The organism is Clostridium tertium (assembly GCF_017873245.1).
Lineage (GTDB): Bacteria > Bacillota > Clostridia > Clostridiales > Clostridiaceae > Clostridium > Clostridium tertium.
Window position 1 is genome coordinate 139,868 of sequence record NZ_JAGGJY010000006.1, and the last position, 22,228, is coordinate 162,095.

Sequence of the window (22,228 nt, forward strand, 5' to 3'; positions counted from 1 at the left end):
TTAAATAAATGAAAAAGCTAAAATTTGCAATTATAGGTTGTGGAAGAATTTCATATAAGCATGTAGAAGGTCTAGTTGAAAATAAAGATGTAGCTGAGTTAGTAGCAACATGTGATGTACAGCTTAATCTTGCAGAAGCTAAAAAAGAAGAATACTTAGCTAAGATGAATGATTCAACTTTAAATATTGGAGTTTATGAAGATTATAAAGTAATGCTTGAAAATGAAGATATTGATGTTGTTACAATTGCAACAGAAAGTGGATATCATGCTGAAATTGCTATTTACTGCATGAATAAGGGAAAACATGTAATAGTTGAAAAACCAATGGCAATGTCAATAGATGATGCAAATGAAATGATTGAAGTTGCAAAGAAAAATAACGTTAAGCTTTCAGTAGCTCATCAAAATAGATTTAATAAGCCAATACAAAAGCTTAGAGAGGCTGTAGAAGGAGAAAAGTTAGGAAGAATAATGAATGGTACAGCTAGAATACTTTGGAGAAGAGATGACAATTATTATAAGCAAGCTCCATGGAGAGGGACTTGGGATTTAGATGGCGGTACTTTAATGAATCAATGTATACATAATATAGATTTATTACAATGGATGATTGGATCAGAGGTTGAAAGAGTATATGCAGAATGTGATACTTTTAGAAATCCTATAGAAGGTGAAGACTTTGGTGCTATAGTTATTAGATTTAAGAATGGAGCTATTGGAATTGTAGAAGGTAGCGCAGTAGTTTATCCAAAGAATTTAGAAGAAACGTTAAGTGTATTTGGTACAGAAGGAACAGTTGTAATAGGCGGACTTGCTGTTAATGAACTTAAGACTTGGAGATTTGATGGAGAAGACGAAGAAGCTGTTAAAAAAGATTTACAAGTTCAAATAGATAGCGTATATGGAAAAGGGCACACTCCATTATTTAGAGATGTTGTAGATTCTATAAATGAAGATAGAAAGCCATATATAAGTGGTGAAGATGCTATAGTACCTTTATCAATTATTTTAGCTGCGTATAAATCAAGAAAAACAGGAATGCCAGTAAATTTCCCGTTTAGCAATTTTTCAAGTTCAGATATGAAATAAAAAGAAAAAAAGCTTCATATTTTAAGAGATGAAGTTTTTTATAGCATTAAACTTTTTTTAAATATTTATACTAAAAGAGTAGTATGTTTTTAATACTACTCTTTTGTACTACACATTTATTTATTTTGCCTTATCTAATCTTCTAGAAAGATAGCTTAGATAAATCCATAAAACAGTTGTTATATAACTTTGAGTAAGTAAAATTACATTTTCAAATAATCCATTAACAGCAATTGAGAGTACTAATCCTGTTATAAAGAACAATGGAATATATGAACTTTTATCTGATATAATTTTAGTGCTAAATAGTGAAAATAGTGTATCTTTTACTATAAGAATAATGAATAAAGAAAAAGCTATGAATCCAAGTATTCCATTTGATAAAAGTATTTGCAAATATCCATTATGCATGTTGTTTGTTACCATATATCTGCTTTTATCATTAGGATATATTTTTTGCTTAGCTAATCCTATGTTATCTGGACCATGACCAAATAGAGGATTGAGTTTTAATGTATTTAATCCATAAGTCCATATTTCTACTCTTCCTGTTGAAACATGTCCACTTTCGATATTACGATCTAATTCTATAACCTCGTCATTACTTTCTGTTTCGATTACCCCTACATTACTTTTTTCTGAATTAATTAATTTATCTATTGTTTTAGGAATATGAGCTAATCCTTTTTTTAATGAAGGAATAGAAGTAGTATAAACAAAAGAAATAATACATGTTAATAATAAAGAAATTATTATTGATTTAATATTAGCCATTTTTTTATCTTCTTTAAAGAAAATAAATAATAAATAAAATGATGCGAAAATTATAAAGGCTAATAGTGAAATTACAGCACCTCTAGAGTTACATAATATCAGATATAAAAATTGAACTACTATATTTAAGTAATAATATATTTTTCTTGCTAAGCTAGAATTTTTATCTTTTAAGCTTTTATATAAATATATATTAAATGTTGTGGCTATAATTGAAATAACTGCAACCATACCTCCAGAGTTTGGATTTCCATAAAATCCCCATAAAGCAGGTGAGTTAGGATAAACAAACCCTTGAGGAACATTATTATATGTAAATTGAATAAAAAATATAAAAGTCAGTAATGATGCAAAAGATACAATTGAGCTAATTATTATTATTATGCTATTTATGTTATATAATTCTTTTTGAGTATATCTTTCTTCAAAATCATTTTTGTAAGAATATACAACAAATAGAAAGAATCCAGTGTAGGCAAATGTTTTTATATTGCCAATTAAATTATTTTTGTAATTAATTAATATACCTATAAAAAATATTATCATATAAACTATTAGTATTTTTGAATACCTAGATTTATAATAAGTTTTTTCCTTGAAAAAATCATATACAAAATATAATGCTCCCCATAATAAAATTAATACATTAAACTCAGTTGTAATTGGAGCGATTATAGATATTGTAGATAACATCATTAAGGTAATAAGTGAATAAATTATATTGTTTTTATTTAGTATTTGTCGTTTGATTGCATTCATATAGATTAATCTCCTTTTAAATGATATCTATTAATAGTTTTATTTTTATCTCTTAATAGTTTTATTTTTATCTCTTTATTTAAATATATTCAATATTTTAATTATACGTATCAGATTTTCTTATGTCAATTAATGAGAAGGTTCAAGAGCAATAGAAGCGGCCGTATTTAAACATAAAAAAGTATTATTAAGAAAATTTTAAGATTAATCTTTACATATTAAGAAAATATTAATTGTTTAAATACATCATATTCCATATAATACTAAGTGTACTATGTAAAGTAATACACTCAGTATTTTTTATTTTAGTAAAACTAGTAGTTACTTCATATATAAATAAAGTAACTACATATATTATTTATTGATAAAAACAGGGGGATTTTATATGAAAAAATCTACGCTTTTAGCCTTTAGTGGGCTTATTATTATTTTTTTTATAGTTGTATCATTAGGTAATAGAACTAAGGTATATGAAAAGCAAGAAAGATATAATACTCCAGAGGAAGCAATAGTAAATTTTATTGGTTATATTAATAGTTATGAAGAAGTAAAATCAAAAAATACTTATTATCATGTAACTCCAAATGAATTTTTTGAAAGTATATCTAAGAGATATAGATTATATTTGGGAGAAGGTAATGGTAATAGGTATATAAATGATCAAGTACCTGTAGTTCATAGTTATGAGTTAGAAGAAGTAAGTTTAAATGATTTAATAAATTTAAAAGTAAATTATGAAGATTCTTTTAAAGGGATGACGAATTATAAAAATCATAGTGAAGTTAGAGTATATAAGTTAGATGTTTTAGCTTCATACAATCTTAGTGTTGATAAAAATTCTGTAAAAAAAGATGGAACTGTAGATAAAGTTAATGATACTGAAGAAACTCCAGTGGAAATATATTTAGTAGTAGTTGATGAAGGGGAAGGATATGTTGTTGATTATTACAATATAATATATAAATAATCTTTTAGAAGAGGTGAGCTTATGATAATAATTGATTCAAAAAGTAGTACACCTATTTATGAACAAATTACAATTGGAATTAAGGAACTTATATTGAAAAATGTAATAAAATCTGGTGATAAATTACCTTCTGTAAGGGAATTATCTACTATTTTAACTATAAATCCTAATACAGTAAGTAAGGCTTATATGGAACTTGAAAAACAAAATATTGTAGAAAGCATAAAGGGAAAGGGAACCTTTATAACTAGTGACTATAGAAAACCGGTGTCAGAAGAAAAGCTAAGTAAATTAATTTTAGATTTTAAAAGATTAATATTAGAAGCAAATTATTTAGGACTTGAGGAAAATGATTTAATTTTATTATTAGATGAAGGTTTTAAGGAAATAAGAGGAGGAATATGAAATGATAGAATTAAAGAACTATTCCTTAAATTATGGAGATAGTAAGATATTAGATAATATAAGTTTTTCCTTAGATAGGGGAAAGATATTAGGTATTGTTGGACCAAGTGGAGTAGGAAAAACTTCTCTAATTAGAGGAATAGTGGGTATTTATAAAGGTACATCTGGGAGGTTAATTTTCGATGGAGAAGATGTCTATGACAATCCAGAAGTAAAGAGAAAAATAGCATTTGTTCCAGACGAGCATAGTAGCTTTTATTTAATAACATTAAAAGAAATATTAAATTACTATAAAAGCATATATTCAAATTTTGATGAAGATAAGTTTTATAAGATTAATAAAATTTTTAAGATTCCTCTAAATAAAAGATTTTTACAATTATCTAAAGGAATGAAAATGAGAGTAAATTTAATGATTGCTTTTTCATTAAATTGTGATCTATTAGTATTAGATGAACCCACATCAGGATTAGATCCAATACTAAAAGAAAAAGTTCTAAAGATAATAATGAATGAAGTATACAGTAAAGAAAAGTCAGTTATAATAAGTTCACATAATTTAGGAGAACTTGAAAGAATATGTGATGAAATACTTATACTTAATGATGGGAAAATAGAATATCATAATTCTTTAGAAAATATAAAACGCAATATAAGAAAGATACAAGTTGCATTTGATATGCCAGTATATGAAGAGGATTTAAATATAGACGGTATATTTAGTATTTCTCAAGTTGGAAGAGTATTTACTATTATAACAGAAAGCTATGATGATGCTTTAAAAGAAAAGTTGAATAAGTTTAACCCCTTGTTTATAGAGGAAATAGATTTAAGTCTTGAAGAGGTATTTATACATAGGCTAGAAGGGGAGTGTGATTATGAAGAAATATTTGAATAAAAGTTTGTTTTATCAAGGAGATGCAAAAATAATACTTCCATTGTCTATAGCTTATATAGGAGTAATTTTATTTAGTAAGATTAGTTTAAGTAATTATTTTGATTGGCAAATAAAGCAAAGATTATATGGTTATTATCAGGATTCATTTATTCTTTCTTTTGATAGTATTGTAATATTACTATTATATTTAATAATAGTATATATAATATCAGTAGGTATTTTTAAAAGAAAAAAGTGGTCTACCCTATTAGCTGGTCCTTTTTCAAGAATGGATATAAGAACTAGAGAATTTATAATAGTAGTCATGTCTGCTATTTTTTATCTATTGTGTTATTTAGTTATAGTTGGACAAGAAACTGTTCAAAATATTGAAATAATAATTTATATAGGGAATTTTAAGGAAATTGTAATTATTGATGTAATTAGAATAATTAGTATATCTACAATTACTATAGGTGGATTAGCTTTGCTAGATTCTATTTTTTCTAATATGTATTATTTATTTGGATCATTAATATTTATTATAATATATATGATTTCTTTATTAATAAACTTCGAAGTAAGTCGTTATATTTATTTATACAATGGTGATAGAGGGCTTAGATATTTATATAATGGAATAATGGAATATTTAGGGGGATATTCTATTGGAAACGAAATAAGTAATTTACAAATTGCATGTATATCGGTGTTTTTTATAATAACAGGAATAGTATTAATCGTTATAGCTAAAAAGCTAACTAATAAAATGTTAGTAGAATATATGAATGAAGGCATAATTTTTGAGTTTCCTAGAAGAATTGCTAAGTTTATGTTAATAACTTTCCCTGGAATTATATTAGCACCTATATTAAGTAGTTTAATTGATGAATTTTATTTCAATTATACACTGAGTGATTCATATTTGATTTTTATAAGATTGGTAATTGTGATTATAATTACGTTCTTTAGTAATTTAGCATTAAAGAAATTTCAAAATTTAAAAAAAGATAAGTATTATTTTTAAATTAAATATAGAAATAGCTGTATTATTATTAAAAATACAGCTATTTTTTATAATTAAATTACTATTATTAAATATCTTAAAGAATATTATATGTTCTAAAATTATAAGTTTTTCCATTTATTCATTAATCTACTTGAGGAACTTTACTATCTTTAGTAGTAAAGATAGTATAACCTATTGCAATTGAAATTATTGTTGGAATAACCCAACCAAACCCAATACTTGCTAGAGGAATAAAACTTAAATTTATTCCTGGTATTGCAAATAAAATTCCAAAAACTAATGAAGTATAAACGCCAAGTCTTATAGCATTTAAATTTTTTAATACTTTAGATAAAAGAGTAGTTGCAATTAATGTAATTGAAACTGGATACAAAACATTAAGAATTGGTACAGATAAAACTACTATATTATCAACACCTAAAGTAGCAAGTCCTAAACTAACAATAGATAAAACTATTGCATTAACTTTAAATGGTAATTTTCCATTTGATATTTTTTCAAAGAAATTAGCTCCTGCAGTTAATAAACCAATAGAAGTTGTTAAGCAAGCAAGCCCCATAGCAAGTCCAATTATTACAGGTCCAATATTACCTAAAATGCTTTTTGATATTAATATTAAAAGTCCTGTTTTTCCAATATCAGTTGGTGCTAAGTTAACTGTTTGGGCACCTATGTATGTTAAGCCACCATAAATAAAAGCAAGGCCTATTACAGCAACAGTACTCGATTTTAAAATCATACTTGGCATTTCTTTTGAGTTATATCCTTTATCTCTTAAAGAAGTAGTTATAATCCCAGCAAATAAAAGTGCAGCTATAGCATCCATAGTTTGATATCCTTCTAATAATGAGGATGAAAATACATTTATTGAATTAGTTTCTACTATAGAGCCTATAGGACTTATAAATCCTTTTACAATAAGGAATACAAGAAGTATCATTAATGCTGGAGTTAAATATTTACCAATTGCATCTATTATTGAGGTACTGCTTAAAACAAAAAATAAATTAATAATAAAGTATACTGCCATAGCTATGAATGGAGATATACTAGGAAAAAATGGGTTTATTGTAAGTTCAAATGTTGTAGCTGCTGTTCTAGGAATAGCAAGCATAGGACCGATTGCTATAAAAAGTATAGCTGTAAAAATTACTGAAAATTTAACTCCTATTTTGCTTGAAAGAGTTTTAAAAGTTCCATCTCCTTTAGAACATGCTAATATTGCTAAAAGTGGTAGACCTACTCCTGTACATATAAAGCCGATGATTCCAAGAATAAACTCACTTCCTATTTTATTTCCCAGGAAAGCTGGAAATATTAAGTTACCTGCTCCAAAAAACATCGAAAATAGAGCAAAACCAACAACAATCGAATCTTTTGTACTTTTTTTCATTATTTAACTTCCTCCATTTAATTTCAATAGATATGTTTTAATTAATAATTTTAATTAAAGTTATCATGTTATAAATTATAAATAAATTTATTTAATGCTAATATCAAATTTAAAGAATATTACTTAATTGTTAAACAAATTCTTATAAATATTAAAACATTAATTCCTTATTTAATTAATAATTCCATAAAATATAATAAAAGTTAATAAATTAATAAGGAAATAACTATTTTTTTGAATAAACGTTAAATAGTTATGTTTTATATTAACATAATACGACAAAATATTCAATTAAAAGTACATGGTATTTTATAGTTATCTATTTATTAAGAAAATTGTAGCTTTCCTTTATTGTTTTAGCTTATCTATATGTTATAATTATTAATAAATTATATTTATTAATTTTAAGGAGAATTTTATGCATATTTTAATATTACCTTCTGGATATCCTACTAAAGAAGAGCCTTTAAGAAGTATATTTTTTAAAGAACAAGCTCTTGCCTTAAAAGATGGAGGACACAAAGTAGGAGTAATTTATAGTGAAACTAGAAGAATTACTAATATTAATTATAAAAATTTGAAAAGAAATCATTTTCAAATTACATTTAATGATGAAGAGGGTGTAAATACAGTAAGATTACATGGATGGAATATATTAATGATGAGAAATTTCCTTGGTGTAAACTTATGGGTAAAGCAAACACTAAGTTTATATGAAAAGTATGTGAAAATATATGGTAAACCAGATATAATACATGTTCATTGTGGTTTATATGGAGGTTTAGCAGCAAAAGTTATAAAAGATAAATATTCTATTCCATATGTTATAACAGAACATTCATCTACAATATTAAATAATTCTTTAAATGATTATAATAAACAAGTTTTAACTGTAGCTTATAATAGTGCAAATAAATTAATAAGCGTAGGTGAAAAGCTTAAATCCTCAATGAAAAATTATACCAATAATGATATAGTAGTTATACCGAATATTGTTAATACAGATGGATTTAAAGTTGATAAAGAGCATAAAAGAGAAAAGTTTAGATTTGTAACAGTAGCATATTTAAAGAAAAATAAAAGAATAGATCTTGTTATTGAAGCTTTTAATAAGATTAAAGAGAAGTATAAGAATATAGAATTATATATAGGTGGAGATGGTCCGGAAAAAATAAATATACAACAAATGATTGATAAATACAATTTAAAGGATGATGTTCATTTATTGGGAGAAGTTTTAAGAGAAGATTTGCCAGCTATTATGGGGAATTCTGATTGTTTCGTATTGCCAAGCATGTATGAAACTTTTGGAGTTGTATATATAGAAGCATTAGCATGCGGGGTACCTATTATAGCAACAAAGTGTGGAGGTCCAGAGGATTTCTTTAATGAAAATCTTGGATATATGATTAATGTAGATAAATTAAATGAACTTTATGATGCTATGGAAAAGATTATAAATAATAATTCGAAATTTAATAGCAATGAAATTTCAGAGTATATTAAAAATAGATTTAGTAGAAAAGTAATAGTTAAAGAGTTAGAAGAGGTTTATAATTTAATTTATAAATAATCTTAGAGATGAAATATTAATATAGTTTATAGAGCTAATAAGTTTGATAGGAGTTGTAATTGTGAAAAAGACGGTATCAATTGTTATCCCATGTAGAAATGAGGAAAATTATATAAAGAAATGTGTAGATTCTTTATTAAATCAAAGTTATCCTAAGGAATTAATTGAAATACTAATAGCTGATGGAATGTCAACAGATAATACAAGAGCTATAATTAGTGAAATAATAAAAGAAAATCCTTCTGTTAGGATTTTAGATAATAAAAAGCTTTCAGCTCCTTCAGGTATGAATCTTGGAATAAAGCAAAGTAAATCTGATATTGTAATAATATTTGGAGCACATGCATATGCAGATAAAGATTTTGTTAAAGAAAATGTTTTGGCACTAGAAAATAAAGAGGTTGGTTGTGCTGGAGGAGTTATAAGCACTATTAATGATAGCATAAAAGGTGAAGCTATTGCAGAAGCAATGAGTTGTCCTTTTGGAGTAGGAAATGCATTGTTTAGATATGCAGATAAGGAAAGTTATGTTGATACTGTAGGATTTGGAGCTTACGATAGAGAGTTTGTCCTTGGTATTGGAGCTTTTGATGAAGAATTAGTAAGAAATCAAGATGATGAATTAAACTTTAGAGTTCAAAAGACTGGTAAAAAGATTTTATTGACTCCAAAGATAAAATCAACTTATTATAGTAGAGGTGATTTTAAAAAGTTATGGAGACAATATTATCAATATGGATTTTGGAAGGTTAGAGTAATACAAAAGCATAAAAAGCCAGCTTCAATTAGACATTTAATACCACTTATGTTCGTGTTATTTTTACTGTTTGGTGGAATTGCTAGTATTTTTTCTAAGTTAATTAGAATAGGTTATTTTGCTACTATTCTTTTATATTTAATTTTAGACTGTTTATTTAGTTTTAAAATGTCCAAGAAGAAAGGCTTTAAGCACTTCCCATATTTACTTGTTACTTTTCCAATATTACATTTATCTTATGGGATTGGATTTATACTAGGTGTATTTAATTTTTATATTTTTAAAAGCAAAACAATAGAGGAAAAAAATAAAAAGATTTCAAGATAAACATTAAATTTATTTTTGAGGAGATAAGTAATGAAAAATAAAATTTGTCATATTTCTACTGCACATAAAGAAAATGATAGTAGAATACTTTTAAAGGAGTGTCAGAGTTTAAGTAAAGCAGGTTATGATGTTTCTTTAATAATAAATTCAGATCATGATAAAACGTTATATGGTACTAAGATAAAAGCTTTAGATCATAGTAATAATGGTAGATTACATAGATTTTTCAAAAAGAGTAAAGTAGCATTAGATAAAGCTATGGAATTAGATGCAGATTTATATCATTTTCATGATCCAGAACTAATAAAATTAGGGATGGCATTAAAGAAAAAAGGAAAGAAAGTAATTTATGATGTTCATGAAGATGTTCCAAAGCAAATTTTAGCTAAAAGCTATTTAGGACCTATGTGGGTAAGAAAAACAATTTCTAGAGCATATAATTTTTATGAAAAAAGTAGAAGTGAAAAATTTGATGCAGTTATAGCAGCGAGTGATGAATTAGCAGCTAAGTTTAATAATACAAATAGCATTTCAGTAAAGAATTTTGCTATTAGAGATGTAATAGAAAATGCGAAACCAATAAAAAGAGAAGATAATGATAAATTTGTTATAATTTATGTAGGGTCTATTACAAAAATTAGAGGAATTAAAGAACTTATACAGGTAACAGAACTTTTCTTAGGAAAGGTTGAACTTTGGATATTAGGAACTTTTGAAAGTGAAGAGTTAAAAGAAGAATGTATGAGTTTGGAAGGATATAAATATTGTAAGTATTTTGGAGCATTGCCTGTAAAAGACGTGTATTCATATATAAAAGCATCTGACTTAGGAATGTGCACATTATATCCTACTGAAAATTATAAAGAAAGTATTCCAATAAAGGTGCTTGAATATATGGCCTGTGAAAAACCATTAGTGTTATCTGACTTTGAATTTTGGAAGAAGTTCTTTGGAAATGTAGGAAAGTATGTAGATCCTTTAGATATCAATAGTATTAAAGAAGGAATTGAGTATTTTTTAACAGATAGAAGTAGGATAGAAAGTATTGGTAAAGATAATAAAGAGAGTTTTATTAACAATTTTTCATGGGATAGAGAAGAAAAGAAGCTGTTGGAATTATATGAAAAACTATTAAAATAAAGGATTGACCAAATAAAGAGTTATGGGAGGATATTATATGTTATTAAGTGAAATTTTAGCTTTAAATAATAATTTTGAACTTTTTAGAGAGGGAGATTTTTCATCTTTAGGCTTAAATATTTCTCAAGCAGATGAAAAATTACTATCATTTATTGAAAGCGAAAAATTTTTAAGTCAATTAAGCAAAAGTATTTCATGTGTTATTACTACAAAGGAAATGGCAAGTAAAATTCCAGAAAATATTGGAGTTATAATTTCAGAAGTTCCAAGAATAGATTTTTTTAATCTACATAATAAGTTGATTAGAAATAAATGTTATAAAAGAGAAGACTTTGAAACTGAAATAGGTGAAAACTGTAGTATTTCTCCGACTGCAATAATTAGTAATAAAAATGTTAAAATTGGTAATAATGTAGTGATTGAAGAGTACGTAATTATTCGTGAACACACTACAATTAAGGATAACTGCATAATTAGAGCTAATACTGTAATTGGTGGAGAGGGTTATGAATTCAAGAGATATGATAATAAAACTATTGGAGTTGATCATATTGGTGGAGTAATAATTGAAGAAAATGCTGAAATTCAATATTCTGCTTGCATAGATAAAGCGATCTATCCTTGGGATAATACTATAATAGGAGAGTATAGTAGAATAGACAATCTTGTTCATATAGCTCATGCTGTAAAAGTCGGTAAGAGATGTTTTATTACATCTAAGACAACAATAGGAGGAAGAACTATAATAGGAGATGATTGTTGGTTTGGTATAGGTGCAACTGTTTCTAATGGACTTATAATTGGAAATAATTCAAGTATTAGTTTAGGAGCTGTTGTTACAAGAAGTTTAAAAGAAAACAGTAAGGTTTCTGGAAACTTTGCAATTGATCATAATAAATATATAGATTTCATAAAAAGTATTAGATAGGATATTATATAATATAGTTAAAAGTTAAATTATAAATAAATTTCTAATATTAATAGCAATATAAGTTAAAATTGTGAAATAGTTCAATTTATATAAGCCATAAATTGAACTGTTTTTATTAATATGCTAAAATTAATATGATTATATTGTGTAAAGATATGTGAATGAGAGGGATAAATATGAAAGTAAGAAAAGCCATTATACCAGCAGCTGGTCTAGGAACTAGATTTTTGCCAGCTACTAAGGCACAACCTAAGGAAATGCTTCCAATAGTTGACAAACCAACTATACAATACATTATTGAAGAAGCTGTAGCTTCAGGAATTGAAGAAATTTTAATTATAACTGGAAGAAATAAAAAATGTATTGAAGACCACTTTGATAAATCAATAGAACTAGAAATGGAACTAGAGAAAAGTCATAAGGAAGAACTTTTAGAACTTGTTAGAGGAATATCAGATATAGCAGATATTCATTATATAAGACAAAAGGAACCTAAGGGGTTAGGTCATGCAATATTATGTGCAAGAGCGTTTGTGGGTAATGAACCTTTTGCAGTATTATTAGGTGACGATGTAGTTGATTCAGAAGTTCCATGTTTAAAGCAATTAATGGATTGTTATAAGGAATATAAAACATCTATTTTAGGTGTTCAAACTGTAGCACATGAAGATGTAAATAAATATGGTATAGTAGATGGAATTCATATTGAAGATAGAGTTTATAAAGTTAAAAAATTAGTTGAAAAACCAGCTATAGATGAAGCACCAAGTAATGTTGCTATTTTAGGAAGATATATAATAACTCCTCAAATATTTGAAATATTACAAAGTACAGAGCCTGGTAAGGGGGGAGAAATTCAACTTACAGATGCTCTGCAAACTTTAATTCAAAATGAAGCTATGTATGCATATAATTTTGAAGGAAGAAGATATGATGTAGGAGATAAGCTTGGTTTCTTACAGGCTACTGTTGAGTATGCATTAAAAAGAGAAGAGCTTAGAGAGCCATTTATACAATACTTAACAAATAGAGATTGGAAAAACTAATCAAGATTTTAAGTCAAAAGTTACTGATTTGTATCAGTAACTTTTTTGCTATTGACCACTTAATGCCTTAATAGTAAAATATATACAAGAGATAAAATGGGTATAATGGAGAGGTATTATGTTTAACATAAAATTAAAAAAGTATATTTTAATAATAGTTATTACATTTTTGAGTTTATTTATTTCATTTAATGTCGTAAGTGCAGATAATGGTCCTAAGCCGGAATTAACAATCATAGTTGAAAATCCACCAACTGATGAATATTATTTAGATTTACTTGTTGATTATGAGATTAATTATGGATATACATGGTTACATGAAGAAGAATATGATCAAGAAAAAATAAAAATATTTAAAGATTTTAGAGATGGAAATTGGAGACCTGCATTATTAACTAAGACACGAGCACCTATTACTGGAAGACTTATTGGGAGGAGAGAAGGAGATAGGGTTATACATGAATTTGGATATACTTTACCTAATAAATTAAAAATAGCTATATTAGATAGTAATAATAAAATTACAGTTTCTGACGAAATAGCCATAAAAGCGTTGAAAACTACTATTACGTATGACTATAAAAATAATAATATAACTTATAAAAGTAAGATGTCATCATTTAAAGACATAATAAGAACTTGTATAGTGACATTACTAATAGAAGGAATCATATTATTATTATTTAGATTCAGTATTAAAAAGAATATTAAATCTTTTATATTAGTCAATGTATTAACTCAAGTATTATTATATGTAGTTTTGAATTTAGTAGTTTATAAATACAATTTTACATCTTTTATACCAACATTTATTACTATGGAGGGAATAATATTAATTATAGAGAGCCTTTTATTTTCAAAATATTTAAAGGAACATACTATAAAAAGGAAAATAGCCTTTAGTGTAGTAGCTAATATTTTTAGCTGTATAAGTGGATTTGTAATATATCTATTTATTTATATAACTTAATAAAATGTTTGTTTTGCGCAAGTATTCTTAGTTATTTAATATAGTCAAATAAAAATTCTATTATAAGTTATATAGAAAAGTTGGATGAAATAAAAATCATCCAACTTTTTTTCATTATCCTCTAGGAATAAATCCAATCTTCTTTTGCATTTTTCTAAGTGTCTTCATTGAAACATAGTTTGCTTTTTCAGCACCTAGTTTGTAGATATCTTCTAATGCTTTTTTATCTTTAAGGATATCTTTAACCTTATTTTGAATTGGTTCTAATTCGTTAACTATAGCATCAGCTACATCTTTCTTTAAATCAGCATAGCCTTTATCCTTATAGTATTCTACAAGTTCTTCTGCTGTTGAACCATTGATTGCTATTAGAAGATCAAGTAAGTTTTTAACACCTGGTTGTTCATCAGAATAATTTATAACTCCAAGGCTATCAGTAACAGCTCTAGATATTTTTTTTCTTATTACTTCAGGTGGATCCATTATTAAGATGTAAGCATTTGGATTATCATCTGATTTAGACATCTTTTTAGTTGGTTCTTGCAGACTCATAACTTTAGCGCCAACCTTTGGAATATAAGGGTCTGGAATCTTAAATGTTGGGCTATAAGTATTATTGAATCTGTTAGCTATATCTCTAGCTATTTCTAAATGTTGTTTTTGATCTTGACCAACAGGTACTAAATCTGTGTTATATAAAAGAATATCAGCAGCCATTAAAACTGGATAAGTAAATAACCCTGCCCCTATTGAATCACCATATCTTTGTGACTTATCCTTATATTGAGTCATTCTGCTAAGTTCACCCATATAAGTGTTACATGTTAAAAGCCATGCACATTCACTATGAGCAGGAACATGTGACTGAATAAATAAAGTATTCTTTTCAGGAACTATACCTGCAGCTATATATATTGCAAGGACTTCAAGAGTTCTTTGTCTTAAATCCTTAGGTTCTTGTTTAACAGTTATTGCATGTAGATCAACTACGCAAAAATAACAATCAAATTCATCTTGAAGAGCAACCCAATTTTTTATTGCCCCTAAATAATTTCCTAAAGTTAATTGTCCTGAAGGTTGAATTCCACTAAAAATAACCTTCTTTTGTTCTGTATTATTTTCCAATTAAAGCACTCCTTTCATTTGTGCATGTTATATATAACGTTTAACTATATCATTAATTATAGATTTGGAAAATTGTCGTGTCAACAAAGAATGAGCTAATATTAGACTTAATAAATTTTTATGAATAGTATATGGTAGTTATTTTAAATATTAAGAAAATGTTTTAAAAGATATGATAAAGAATTCTGAGATAGTTTGGATTAATAAACACATATGATAGAATTGAAGTAGCCCAGGGGTTTTAAGATTTTACATTTGAAATCAGCAATAATTACAAAAAAAAGAAGATTTTGACTTATGTTAAGAATAGATGTATAGAGAGGGAGAAATTAAAAAAGTAAATGATACAAATATTTTAATTAAAGATATAATGTAAAGTTAATATATAATCACTTTTAAGCCTTAACATAAAAAATATCTACTATTAATAGTAAAATTGCTGAAATTAATATTACATCTATAGCCCAAAATGAAAATTTAAATATTAAAGATACTAAAACTAGTAAAGTTAATATTGTAAAAATTATTTTTAATGATTTCATTACACATGCCCTCCTATTAAGTAAATCATTGTATAGATTATTAGTTTATGCAAAATTAATAAAAAAATACTTATCATATAAATAAATCTTATAAAAAACAAAGACTAACCAATTAATAGGTTAGTCTTTAAAACAGAGATTATCTTCTGTTATTTTGAGCTTTTCTAGCTTTTCTACATTCAGGGCATCTTACAGGATCATTATCAAATCCTTTTTCCTTGTAGAATTCTTGTTCTCCAACAGTGAAAATAAATTCCTTTCCACAATCTTTACAAGTTAGTTTCTTATCTTCCATTTTGAAATCCTCCTTAAAATTCATAGGGATAAACTTGATATATTTCTTCGCTTAAGTATATTGAACTTTAAGGAGAGAATTTATCGAGATTAACCTAATCATTTAAATTTTCAAAATAATTATACCATAAAAATAAATAAATTCAATACTTATATAAAGAAAATTTGGATTATTTAGAATCTTTTAATAATTTTTCTTTAGACTTAAATTTAAAGTAGTAAGTAGAAAATACTATAAGAGGTATTAAAATAAAACTAAATAAATTAATTATTTGTAAATACTTTAATACATCATAAAGTACATAGTTATTCATTCCTAAAAAGCTTGATAAAACAAATACTATAAAAGTATATATCCCTATAAAAAGACGTTTATCTTTAATATATTTTCCTAGGATTAATAAGATACTATAAGTAGCTAATACATACTTTATAAAGAAGCCTAAAACTGTTTGGATTATGAAAAATAATTCCCCAAACTCTAAAAATCCTGCTACTTCAATTCTTTGCCCTAATATAAATTCTGGATAAAAAATATTTGCAGATCTTAGTGGACCAAAAGCTGTAATTACTCCAATTATTGAAATAACAACAAATGCAGAAGTTATAACTCCAGCATAAAGAGTATGTTTTCTTATATGTTCAAATTCATTTATATACTTTAAAAATGGTATTGCAATCATAAATGAGGAAAATCCACCTAAAATGAGGAAAAGAGAAACAGTAAAGCCTGAAGATATACCGTTTCCAAGTACAGGTAATAAATTATTTATATCCTTATAACTTTGAGTTAATGCAAAAAATACTATTCCATTTATTATAATTACAAAAACACTTACTAAAACAAATATTAATATAGTACGCAACCTTTTATTAAAAATAAAAAGTGATGGAAGTATAAAAAATATTAATGCATACCAAACTGGAGTTTCAAGAAATAATGTAGAATGTAATACATTAGCCTCAACAGCAGCTGACTCAATAGCATTTATAAATAAAGTAAGTGTAAATATAAGCATTAAAATAACGCTTATGGCTTTTGGCATAGAACGAGCAAAAATATCATTTATATCAAAAGTCTTAGTGGAAACACAAATATTAATTATATAAATTAAAAAGATAACAAATATAATTGATGCAATAAGAGAAGCAAGCCAAGTATCTCTTCCCCCTATATCTATGAATATAGATGGATATGTTTTAACAGATATAAATGCCACCCCAATTATAAATAATATAAAATGTTTACTAGAAATTTTATTCATTATTAACCACCCTTCTAAAGTTAATGGGAAAAGTGAAAGAATGAAAGAGTGAAAAGTTATTGAAATAATTTAGCTTTGCTAAATTTAAGAAATATAATTAATAATTCTTTCATTTTTTTATTAATACAATGTAAAAAATATATTAATGAATTAATGAAAGACTTTCTGAAACAATCTTTATTTCAATAAATTTAAGCTACTAATTTAATAGAAAAACTCCATAGGAGTTTAACCTTGATTTTTTCATTCTTTAATTCTTTCATTCTTTCATAGTATTAGCAAAAAAATGAATATTAAACAGTTTTTCAACAAATAATACAATCAGGTGATGTATATGAATAATTTAGAATATGTAAAAGAGAAATTAAAAAACTCTTTTGATGTTAAGTATAGACCGGTTCAAACGGTTATTGGTAAAGCGACAGTAGTATTTATCGATGATTTATGTAATGTAAATATGATAAGTGAATATGTACTTTTACCTTTAAGAGGTTTTGGAAAGATAAAACCAGAGGTAGGAAGTGTTACTTCTATAAAAGAAATAATAGAAAATGTTTTAGATATAGGAGCAACAGATATTGCAAAGGATGTAGATGATGCAATAATGCACATATTATCTGGAGATCCAGCTGTGATTTTTGAAGATTATGAAGAAATCATATTCGTAGAAACTAAGGGATTTCCAGTAAGAGGGGTTGGGACTCCAGAAACAGAATCAGTATTAAAGGGACCAAGGGAAGGATTTAATGAATTAATAGTTAATAATGTTGCATTAATTAGAAGAAGAATTAAAAATCCAGATTTAAAATTTGAAGCTGTAGTTGTTGGAGAAAAATCTCAAACTGCAGTTGCTGTATGTTATTTAGAGGGTGTAGCTCCAAAAGATTTGGTGGAAAATGTCAAAGAAAAAGTAAGTAGTTTAGATTTGAGATTTATTTTGGACACTAATTATATTGAAGATGCTTTAAAAAATCAAAAAAGTTTTTTTGATACAGTAGGTTATACTGAAAAACCTGATGAAGTTAGTGCGAAATTATTAGAAGGAAGAATTGGTGTAATAGTTGATGGAACACCATTTGTTATTACTGTACCATATTTCTTTTTAGAAAATTTTCAAATGCCAGATGATTATTACTTAAATAAGTACTATACAAATTTTAATCGCATATTAAGATGGTTTGCATTTTTTATAGCAACATTAGTACCAGGATTATATGTAGCAATAATAACATATCATTTTTCGATGATACCATCATTATTTATGTTTAGACTTGCAGTATCAAGGGCAGGAGTTCCGTTTCCTACTTTTCTTGAGGTAATATTAATGATGCTAGCATTTCAATTTATAAAAGAAGCAGGACTTAGACTTCCACAACCAATAGGTGGAGCAATGAGTATAGTTTCAGCTTTAATTTTAGGAGATGCAGCAGTTGGAGCAGGGATAGCATCAAGAATAACAATAATAGTTGTAGCTTTAAGTACGTTATCATACTTCCTAATTCCAAAGCTTTATGGAGCGGTTTCATTTTGGGCAATAGTTCTAGTTGTATTTTCTGCTGCATTTGGTATACCGGGGTTTTTATGCGGAGCTTTATTACTACTAATACAGTTAGCTGAATTAGATTCAATTGGATATCAATTTTTATTTCCAGTTGGAAGTATTAACGAATATAGATTTAAAGATGTGGTACTTAGAGGTAGTTTAGGTAAGATCTCAAAGGATTTTATAAAAAAGGGGGATGAAAAATGAAATTAAAAAGACTAAGTAAGATTTTAGCAGTATTTTTTATTCCTTTATTGTTAGTTGGTTGCTTTAATTATAGAGATATAAATAAAGTTAGTTTTGCAACTAGTATAATTTTTGACACAGATGATTTTGGAAGAGCGATAGTTTATGTTGATTGTGTTAAACCTTATAGAAGTACTAATGAAAGTTCAGATAAAGGAAAAAGAATAATATATAAAGGAATAGGCAAGACAGCATTGGAAGCTTTAAGAGATGTAAATTTAGCTTCAAGTTATGAATTAAATTATTCACAAAATAGAGCATATATATTTACTGAAAAGGCTACAAGAAATGGAATAAAAAGATATGTTGATTTAATCAATAATAATCAAGAATTTCAAATTAAGCCGTATATGTTCATTTATTTTGGAGAAGTTGATGAATTGCTTAAAATTACTTCTAGTGATGAAGAATATTTAGGATTATATTTAGAAGAATTAGTTCATAAGAATAAGAGAAATCCAAGAGCAATGAGAGCAAATATAAATGACTATTTAAGTAATTCCATAACAGCTAGTGATACATATATTGTTGGTGCAATTGAAATAAGAGAAGATGCATTAGATAAAAAGATAGAAATTGGTGGTGGGGCAATAATCAAGGATAATAAATTAGTTGAGAAAATAGATTCTAAAGATGCTATGAGCTATAATTTATTTATGAATAATATTAGAAGAGGAACACTTGAAATGTCTAATCCACAATCACAGCAAGGATTTATTACATTAGATATTTTAGATAATAGTACAGAAAGTAAACTTAAGTATGATGGAGAAAATATTACTTTAGTTAAAAATTTAGAAATGAAGGTTTCAGTCGCAGAAATTCAAGGTAGGCTTATAGTTGATAATGAACTTTTGAAATATATAAAAGATGTTAAAGAAGAAGAAATAGAAAGCTATCTTAAAGATATATTTAATAAGTATAAAGAAAAACAAATAGATGTTTTTGAGGTTGAAAGACTTTTAGATATATATTATCCTAAAGCAGCAGTGTATAATCCGATTGCAAATACTAATTTGGAAGTTAATGTTAATTTAATAGTTGAAGGAACTGGATTAGTAAAAGATAGTCTATAATAAATACTGCAATGAAAATGATTTAGAGGGCAAAAAGTTATTGATATTAAAATGGAAATAAAGTAATATTAAGTTATAGATTATCTGAATTCGATTCATACTATATAAGATGAGATGGGGAGGGAGTATGGACGATTATAAAGCAATGTATCACCAACTTAAGTTAGAGTACGAAGGATATCAGAAAATCACTGAAGAAAAAATACAAGAATTAAGTTCTGTTAATATTCAGCATGAGAAAAATCTTGATATGCTTTCAAATGTAATATTAATTAGTAACTATATAAACTCAAATTTAAGTAGTAAAAATATAATACCTATGATAAATGATATGATAATAGGAATTATAGGTGTAACTCAATCTACAATATATTTGTTAGAAGACTCTAAGTTTGTTATCAAGGCTACTAATGGTACACAAGATAGTATAGCTATTACAGAAGAATGTAAAAATTACATAAGTAAAAATAAGACATTTATCTTAAATTCAAAAGAACCAATTGTAAAAGATGAATTAAATAATATATATATTCATTCAAGGATGGGGGTACCAATAAAAGTTGCTGAAAAATTTATAGGATATATTGTAGCTGACCATACCCATTATAATTTTTTATCAGAGTTTCATGAAATATTCCTAAGTTCAATAGCAAGTCAAATTGCAATAGCTCTAGAAAATTCTATACTATATAAAAAAATAGAAAGGGCAGCTAAGTATGATGCATTAATAGGTATCTATAATAGAAAGACTTTTTATGAAATTATAGAAGAAAGGTTATCTAATGAAGGCGTAGATAAATATGCAATAGTAATGATTGATTTAGATAACTTTAAAAAAGTAAATGATACTTTAGGACATCAATTTGGTGATAAAGTTTTAATAGAAACTGCAAATTTAATTAGGAGTATGTTAGAGCCAAAAGATATAATTGCAAGATATGGTGGGGAAGAAATAATACTATATATAGATTGCAATGGTGATAATGAAGATGTATATATAAGAATAGATAAAATAAGAAATTCAGTATCAAGTAATTTAGTTTCAAATGAAAATAATGAAAGAAGTATTACTGCAAGTTTTGGAGTAGGCTTTTATCCTAATGATGGGAAGACACTTGAAACTGTTATTAATTGTGCAGATAGGTTTCTTTATAAAGCAAAGCACGCAGGAAAAAATAAAGTTATGAGTTCGCATTTTTTTAGATAAAAGATAGAGATTAAGGTATTTTCTCTATCTTTTATTATTTTTTATATTATATTGTAAATAATTTCAATGCTGTAGAATATATATAAATTAAGAGAATAAAAATTCTATAAGAGGAGTGGATTCCAATGATTCAAGTTTTTTGCGCAAAGAGAGGGGCAGGTAAAACTAAAAGATTAATAGAACTTGCAAATGAACATTTAAGCAAAGCAAAAGGGGATTCAGTTTATATTGATGATGATGCTAGACGTATGATGCAACTTAAAGGTAAGATAAGGTTTATAAATACTAATGAGCTTGGCGTAATAGATTGTGATAGCTTTTACGGATTACTTTGTGGAGTTATATCTCAAAATTATGATGTTGAAAATATATATATAGATGCTTTATCAAGTATAGTTACTAAAAATATGTCTGAATCAGCTAAACTGTTTGGAAAGTTAAAGGAATTCTCTCAAAAATTTAATTTAAATTTGTATATAAATTTGAATTGTGAATGTAGTGATGAACTACCAGATTTGATAAGGGAATATGTGGCTTAGAGGAATGGGAAAAGTTAAATAATTATGGAAATAACTCATGCAAGCTGAGTTATTAAAAATGAGAAATGAAAAAGAGAAGTAATGGGAATAATGGGGGATGGTTCGGAAATTCTGAGTGGTTGAGAATTTAGAGAGTAGAAGTATAAATGGATAAAGAGGGGTCTGGGAGTCTGGATTATGTGAATTACAAAGTTGTATGAATGAATATTATTTAAAATTTAAATTTGTATTTTAAGTTCAAATTTTGAATAATGAATAAGAGAATTTTAGTTATAATTTGGATTAACAGAATTAATAATAATTAAGTGTCGCAGATTTAGTAATGAGGGGTGATTCTAGTATATTGAATTA

General features: G+C 26.2%; 21 protein-coding genes. 15 read left to right on the forward strand and 6 right to left on the reverse strand.

Annotated elements, in window-relative coordinates; translation table 11 throughout:
• Positions 1 to 8: 8 nt before the first annotated feature.
• On the forward strand, positions 9 to 1,091 hold the full coding sequence (locus J2Z25_RS08810) for a Gfo/Idh/MocA family protein (RefSeq protein ID WP_209739891.1): 1,083 nt from the start codon (positions 9 to 11) through the stop codon (positions 1,089 to 1,091).
• A gap of 120 nt (positions 1,092 to 1,211) precedes the next feature.
• On the opposite strand, the gene J2Z25_RS08815 is transcribed toward J2Z25_RS08810, so the two are convergent.
• Positions 1,212 to 2,624, reverse strand: a complete 1,413-nt coding sequence (locus J2Z25_RS08815) for an O-antigen ligase family protein (RefSeq protein WP_209739895.1) — start codon at positions 2,622 to 2,624, stop codon at positions 1,212 to 1,214.
• A 385-nt stretch (positions 2,625 to 3,009) separates the two neighbouring features.
• Here J2Z25_RS08815 and J2Z25_RS08820 point away from each other — a divergent pair, with 385 nt between their 5' ends.
• The 4 genes from J2Z25_RS08820 to J2Z25_RS08835 are packed head-to-tail and all read left to right on the forward strand — an operon-like array spanning position 3,010 to position 5,900.
• The gene (locus J2Z25_RS08820; RefSeq protein WP_008680490.1) at positions 3,010 to 3,591 is read left to right on the forward strand and encodes a hypothetical protein; all 582 of its coding nucleotides are present in this window, start codon (positions 3,010 to 3,012) and stop codon (positions 3,589 to 3,591) included.
• A 21-nt stretch (positions 3,592 to 3,612) separates the two neighbouring features.
• On the forward strand, positions 3,613 to 3,996 hold the full coding sequence (locus tag J2Z25_RS08825; protein ID WP_008680489.1) for a GntR family transcriptional regulator: 384 nt from the start codon (positions 3,613 to 3,615) through the stop codon (positions 3,994 to 3,996).
• Between the two features lies 1 nt (position 3,997).
• Positions 3,998 to 4,894 carry an ABC transporter ATP-binding protein gene (locus J2Z25_RS08830; RefSeq protein WP_008680488.1) on the forward strand — a complete coding sequence of 299 codons (897 nt, stop codon included), beginning with the start codon at positions 3,998 to 4,000 and terminating at the stop codon, positions 4,892 to 4,894.
• Positions 4,875 to 5,900, forward strand: a complete 1,026-nt coding sequence (locus J2Z25_RS08835; RefSeq protein WP_209739897.1) for a hypothetical protein — start codon at positions 4,875 to 4,877, stop codon at positions 5,898 to 5,900. Before J2Z25_RS08830 ends, J2Z25_RS08835 begins: the two co-directional genes overlap by 20 nt.
• 124 nt (positions 5,901 to 6,024) lie before the next feature.
• Here the strand turns inward: J2Z25_RS08835 and brnQ are convergent, their stop codons facing one another.
• Complete coding sequence (gene brnQ / locus J2Z25_RS08840) at positions 6,025 to 7,296, reverse strand: branched-chain amino acid transport system II carrier protein (protein WP_008680485.1); 1,272 nt, start codon at positions 7,294 to 7,296, stop codon at positions 6,025 to 6,027.
• A 418-nt stretch (positions 7,297 to 7,714) separates the two neighbouring features.
• On the opposite strand from brnQ, the gene J2Z25_RS08845 reads away from it, so the two are divergent.
• The 6 genes from J2Z25_RS08845 (at position 7,715) to J2Z25_RS08870 (ending at position 14,040) form a co-directional block, all read left to right on the forward strand.
• Positions 7,715 to 8,869, forward strand: a complete 1,155-nt coding sequence (locus J2Z25_RS08845) for a glycosyltransferase (RefSeq protein ID WP_209739900.1) — start codon at positions 7,715 to 7,717, stop codon at positions 8,867 to 8,869.
• A 61-nt stretch (positions 8,870 to 8,930) separates the two neighbouring features.
• Positions 8,931 to 9,953 carry a glycosyltransferase family 2 protein gene (locus J2Z25_RS08850; RefSeq protein ID WP_008680482.1) on the forward strand — a complete coding sequence of 341 codons (1,023 nt, stop codon included), beginning with the start codon at positions 8,931 to 8,933 and terminating at the stop codon, positions 9,951 to 9,953.
• A gap of 30 nt (positions 9,954 to 9,983) precedes the next feature.
• On the forward strand, positions 9,984 to 11,093 hold the full coding sequence (locus J2Z25_RS08855) for a glycosyltransferase (protein ID WP_209739903.1): 1,110 nt from the start codon (positions 9,984 to 9,986) through the stop codon (positions 11,091 to 11,093).
• Positions 11,094 to 11,130: 37 nt separating this feature from the next.
• Positions 11,131 to 12,021, forward strand: coding sequence for a UDP-3-O-(3-hydroxymyristoyl)glucosamine N-acyltransferase (locus J2Z25_RS08860; protein WP_209739906.1), 891 nt, complete (start codon positions 11,131 to 11,133; stop codon positions 12,019 to 12,021).
• A 179-nt stretch (positions 12,022 to 12,200) separates the two neighbouring features.
• The gene (gene galU, locus J2Z25_RS08865; RefSeq protein ID WP_008680476.1) at positions 12,201 to 13,070 is read left to right on the forward strand and encodes a UTP--glucose-1-phosphate uridylyltransferase GalU; all 870 of its coding nucleotides are present in this window, start codon (positions 12,201 to 12,203) and stop codon (positions 13,068 to 13,070) included.
• Positions 13,071 to 13,188: 118 nt separating this feature from the next.
• Positions 13,189 to 14,040: a hypothetical protein gene (locus tag J2Z25_RS08870; RefSeq protein WP_195624023.1), complete on the forward strand. Its 852-nt coding sequence runs from the start codon at positions 13,189 to 13,191 to the stop codon at positions 14,038 to 14,040.
• A 114-nt stretch (positions 14,041 to 14,154) separates the two neighbouring features.
• Here the strand turns inward: J2Z25_RS08870 and trpS are convergent, their stop codons facing one another.
• From trpS to J2Z25_RS08890, 4 genes are all read right to left on the reverse strand, one after another.
• The gene (trpS, locus tag J2Z25_RS08875; RefSeq protein ID WP_008680469.1) at positions 14,155 to 15,165 is read right to left on the reverse strand and encodes a tryptophan--tRNA ligase; all 1,011 of its coding nucleotides are present in this window, start codon (positions 15,163 to 15,165) and stop codon (positions 14,155 to 14,157) included.
• A 395-nt stretch (positions 15,166 to 15,560) separates the two neighbouring features.
• Entirely contained in the window at positions 15,561 to 15,707 is a 147-nt protein-coding gene (locus J2Z25_RS08880; RefSeq protein ID WP_161956047.1) for a hypothetical protein, read from the reverse strand.
• Positions 15,708 to 15,846: 139 nt separating this feature from the next.
• Positions 15,847 to 16,002, reverse strand: coding sequence for a zinc-ribbon domain-containing protein (locus J2Z25_RS08885; RefSeq protein WP_008680466.1), 156 nt, complete (start codon positions 16,000 to 16,002; stop codon positions 15,847 to 15,849).
• 169 nt (positions 16,003 to 16,171) lie between these two features.
• Positions 16,172 to 17,266, reverse strand: a complete 1,095-nt coding sequence (locus J2Z25_RS08890) for an endospore germination permease (protein WP_008680464.1) — start codon at positions 17,264 to 17,266, stop codon at positions 16,172 to 16,174.
• Positions 17,267 to 17,600: 334 nt separating this feature from the next.
• Here J2Z25_RS08890 and J2Z25_RS08895 point away from each other — a divergent pair, with 334 nt between their 5' ends.
• From J2Z25_RS08895 to J2Z25_RS08910, 4 genes are all read left to right on the forward strand, one after another.
• Entirely contained in the window at positions 17,601 to 19,016 is a 1,416-nt protein-coding gene (locus tag J2Z25_RS08895) for a spore germination protein (RefSeq protein ID WP_209739909.1), read from the forward strand.
• The gene (locus J2Z25_RS08900) at positions 19,013 to 20,131 is read left to right on the forward strand and encodes a Ger(x)C family spore germination protein (protein ID WP_209739912.1); all 1,119 of its coding nucleotides are present in this window, start codon (positions 19,013 to 19,015) and stop codon (positions 20,129 to 20,131) included. The genes J2Z25_RS08895 and J2Z25_RS08900 overlap by 4 nt, the downstream gene beginning before the upstream one ends.
• Before the next feature lie 127 nt (positions 20,132 to 20,258).
• A complete protein-coding gene (locus J2Z25_RS08905; protein ID WP_008680459.1) occupies positions 20,259 to 21,338 on the forward strand; it encodes a sensor domain-containing diguanylate cyclase in 1,080 nt (359 codons plus the stop codon).
• Between the two features lie 125 nt (positions 21,339 to 21,463).
• The gene (locus J2Z25_RS08910; RefSeq protein ID WP_008680457.1) at positions 21,464 to 21,877 is read left to right on the forward strand and encodes a hypothetical protein; all 414 of its coding nucleotides are present in this window, start codon (positions 21,464 to 21,466) and stop codon (positions 21,875 to 21,877) included.
• Positions 21,878 to 22,228 lie beyond the last annotated feature (351 nt).

Coding starts and splice junctions, on each gene's coding strand:
- J2Z25_RS08815 (WP_209739895.1), bottom strand. CDS start 2,624: ATGAATGCAATCAAACGACAAATACTAAATAAAAACAATATAATTTAT.
- J2Z25_RS08880 (WP_161956047.1), bottom strand. CDS start 15,707: ATGAAATCATTAAAAATAATTTTTACAATATTAACTTTACTAGTTTTA.
- J2Z25_RS08835 (WP_209739897.1), top strand. CDS start 4,875: ATGAAGAAATATTTGAATAAAAGTTTGTTTTATCAAGGAGATGCAAAA.
- J2Z25_RS08830 (WP_008680488.1), top strand. CDS start 3,998: ATGATAGAATTAAAGAACTATTCCTTAAATTATGGAGATAGTAAGATA.
- J2Z25_RS08845 (WP_209739900.1), top strand. CDS start 7,715: ATGCATATTTTAATATTACCTTCTGGATATCCTACTAAAGAAGAGCCT.
- J2Z25_RS08860 (WP_209739906.1), top strand. CDS start 11,131: ATGTTATTAAGTGAAATTTTAGCTTTAAATAATAATTTTGAACTTTTT.
- J2Z25_RS08810 (WP_209739891.1), top strand. CDS start 9: ATGAAAAAGCTAAAATTTGCAATTATAGGTTGTGGAAGAATTTCATAT.
- galU (WP_008680476.1), top strand. CDS start 12,201: ATGAAAGTAAGAAAAGCCATTATACCAGCAGCTGGTCTAGGAACTAGA.
- J2Z25_RS08820 (WP_008680490.1), top strand. CDS start 3,010: ATGAAAAAATCTACGCTTTTAGCCTTTAGTGGGCTTATTATTATTTTT.
- J2Z25_RS08905 (WP_008680459.1), top strand. CDS start 20,259: ATGGACGATTATAAAGCAATGTATCACCAACTTAAGTTAGAGTACGAA.
- brnQ (WP_008680485.1), bottom strand. CDS start 7,296: ATGAAAAAAAGTACAAAAGATTCGATTGTTGTTGGTTTTGCTCTATTT.
- J2Z25_RS08885 (WP_008680466.1), bottom strand. CDS start 16,002: ATGGAAGATAAGAAACTAACTTGTAAAGATTGTGGAAAGGAATTTATT.
- J2Z25_RS08910 (WP_008680457.1), top strand. CDS start 21,464: ATGATTCAAGTTTTTTGCGCAAAGAGAGGGGCAGGTAAAACTAAAAGA.
- J2Z25_RS08870 (WP_195624023.1), top strand. CDS start 13,189: ATGTTTAACATAAAATTAAAAAAGTATATTTTAATAATAGTTATTACA.
- J2Z25_RS08855 (WP_209739903.1), top strand. CDS start 9,984: ATGAAAAATAAAATTTGTCATATTTCTACTGCACATAAAGAAAATGAT.
- J2Z25_RS08895 (WP_209739909.1), top strand. CDS start 17,601: ATGAATAATTTAGAATATGTAAAAGAGAAATTAAAAAACTCTTTTGAT.
- J2Z25_RS08890 (WP_008680464.1), bottom strand. CDS start 17,266: ATGAATAAAATTTCTAGTAAACATTTTATATTATTTATAATTGGGGTG.
- J2Z25_RS08825 (WP_008680489.1), top strand. CDS start 3,613: ATGATAATAATTGATTCAAAAAGTAGTACACCTATTTATGAACAAATT.
- J2Z25_RS08900 (WP_209739912.1), top strand. CDS start 19,013: ATGAAATTAAAAAGACTAAGTAAGATTTTAGCAGTATTTTTTATTCCT.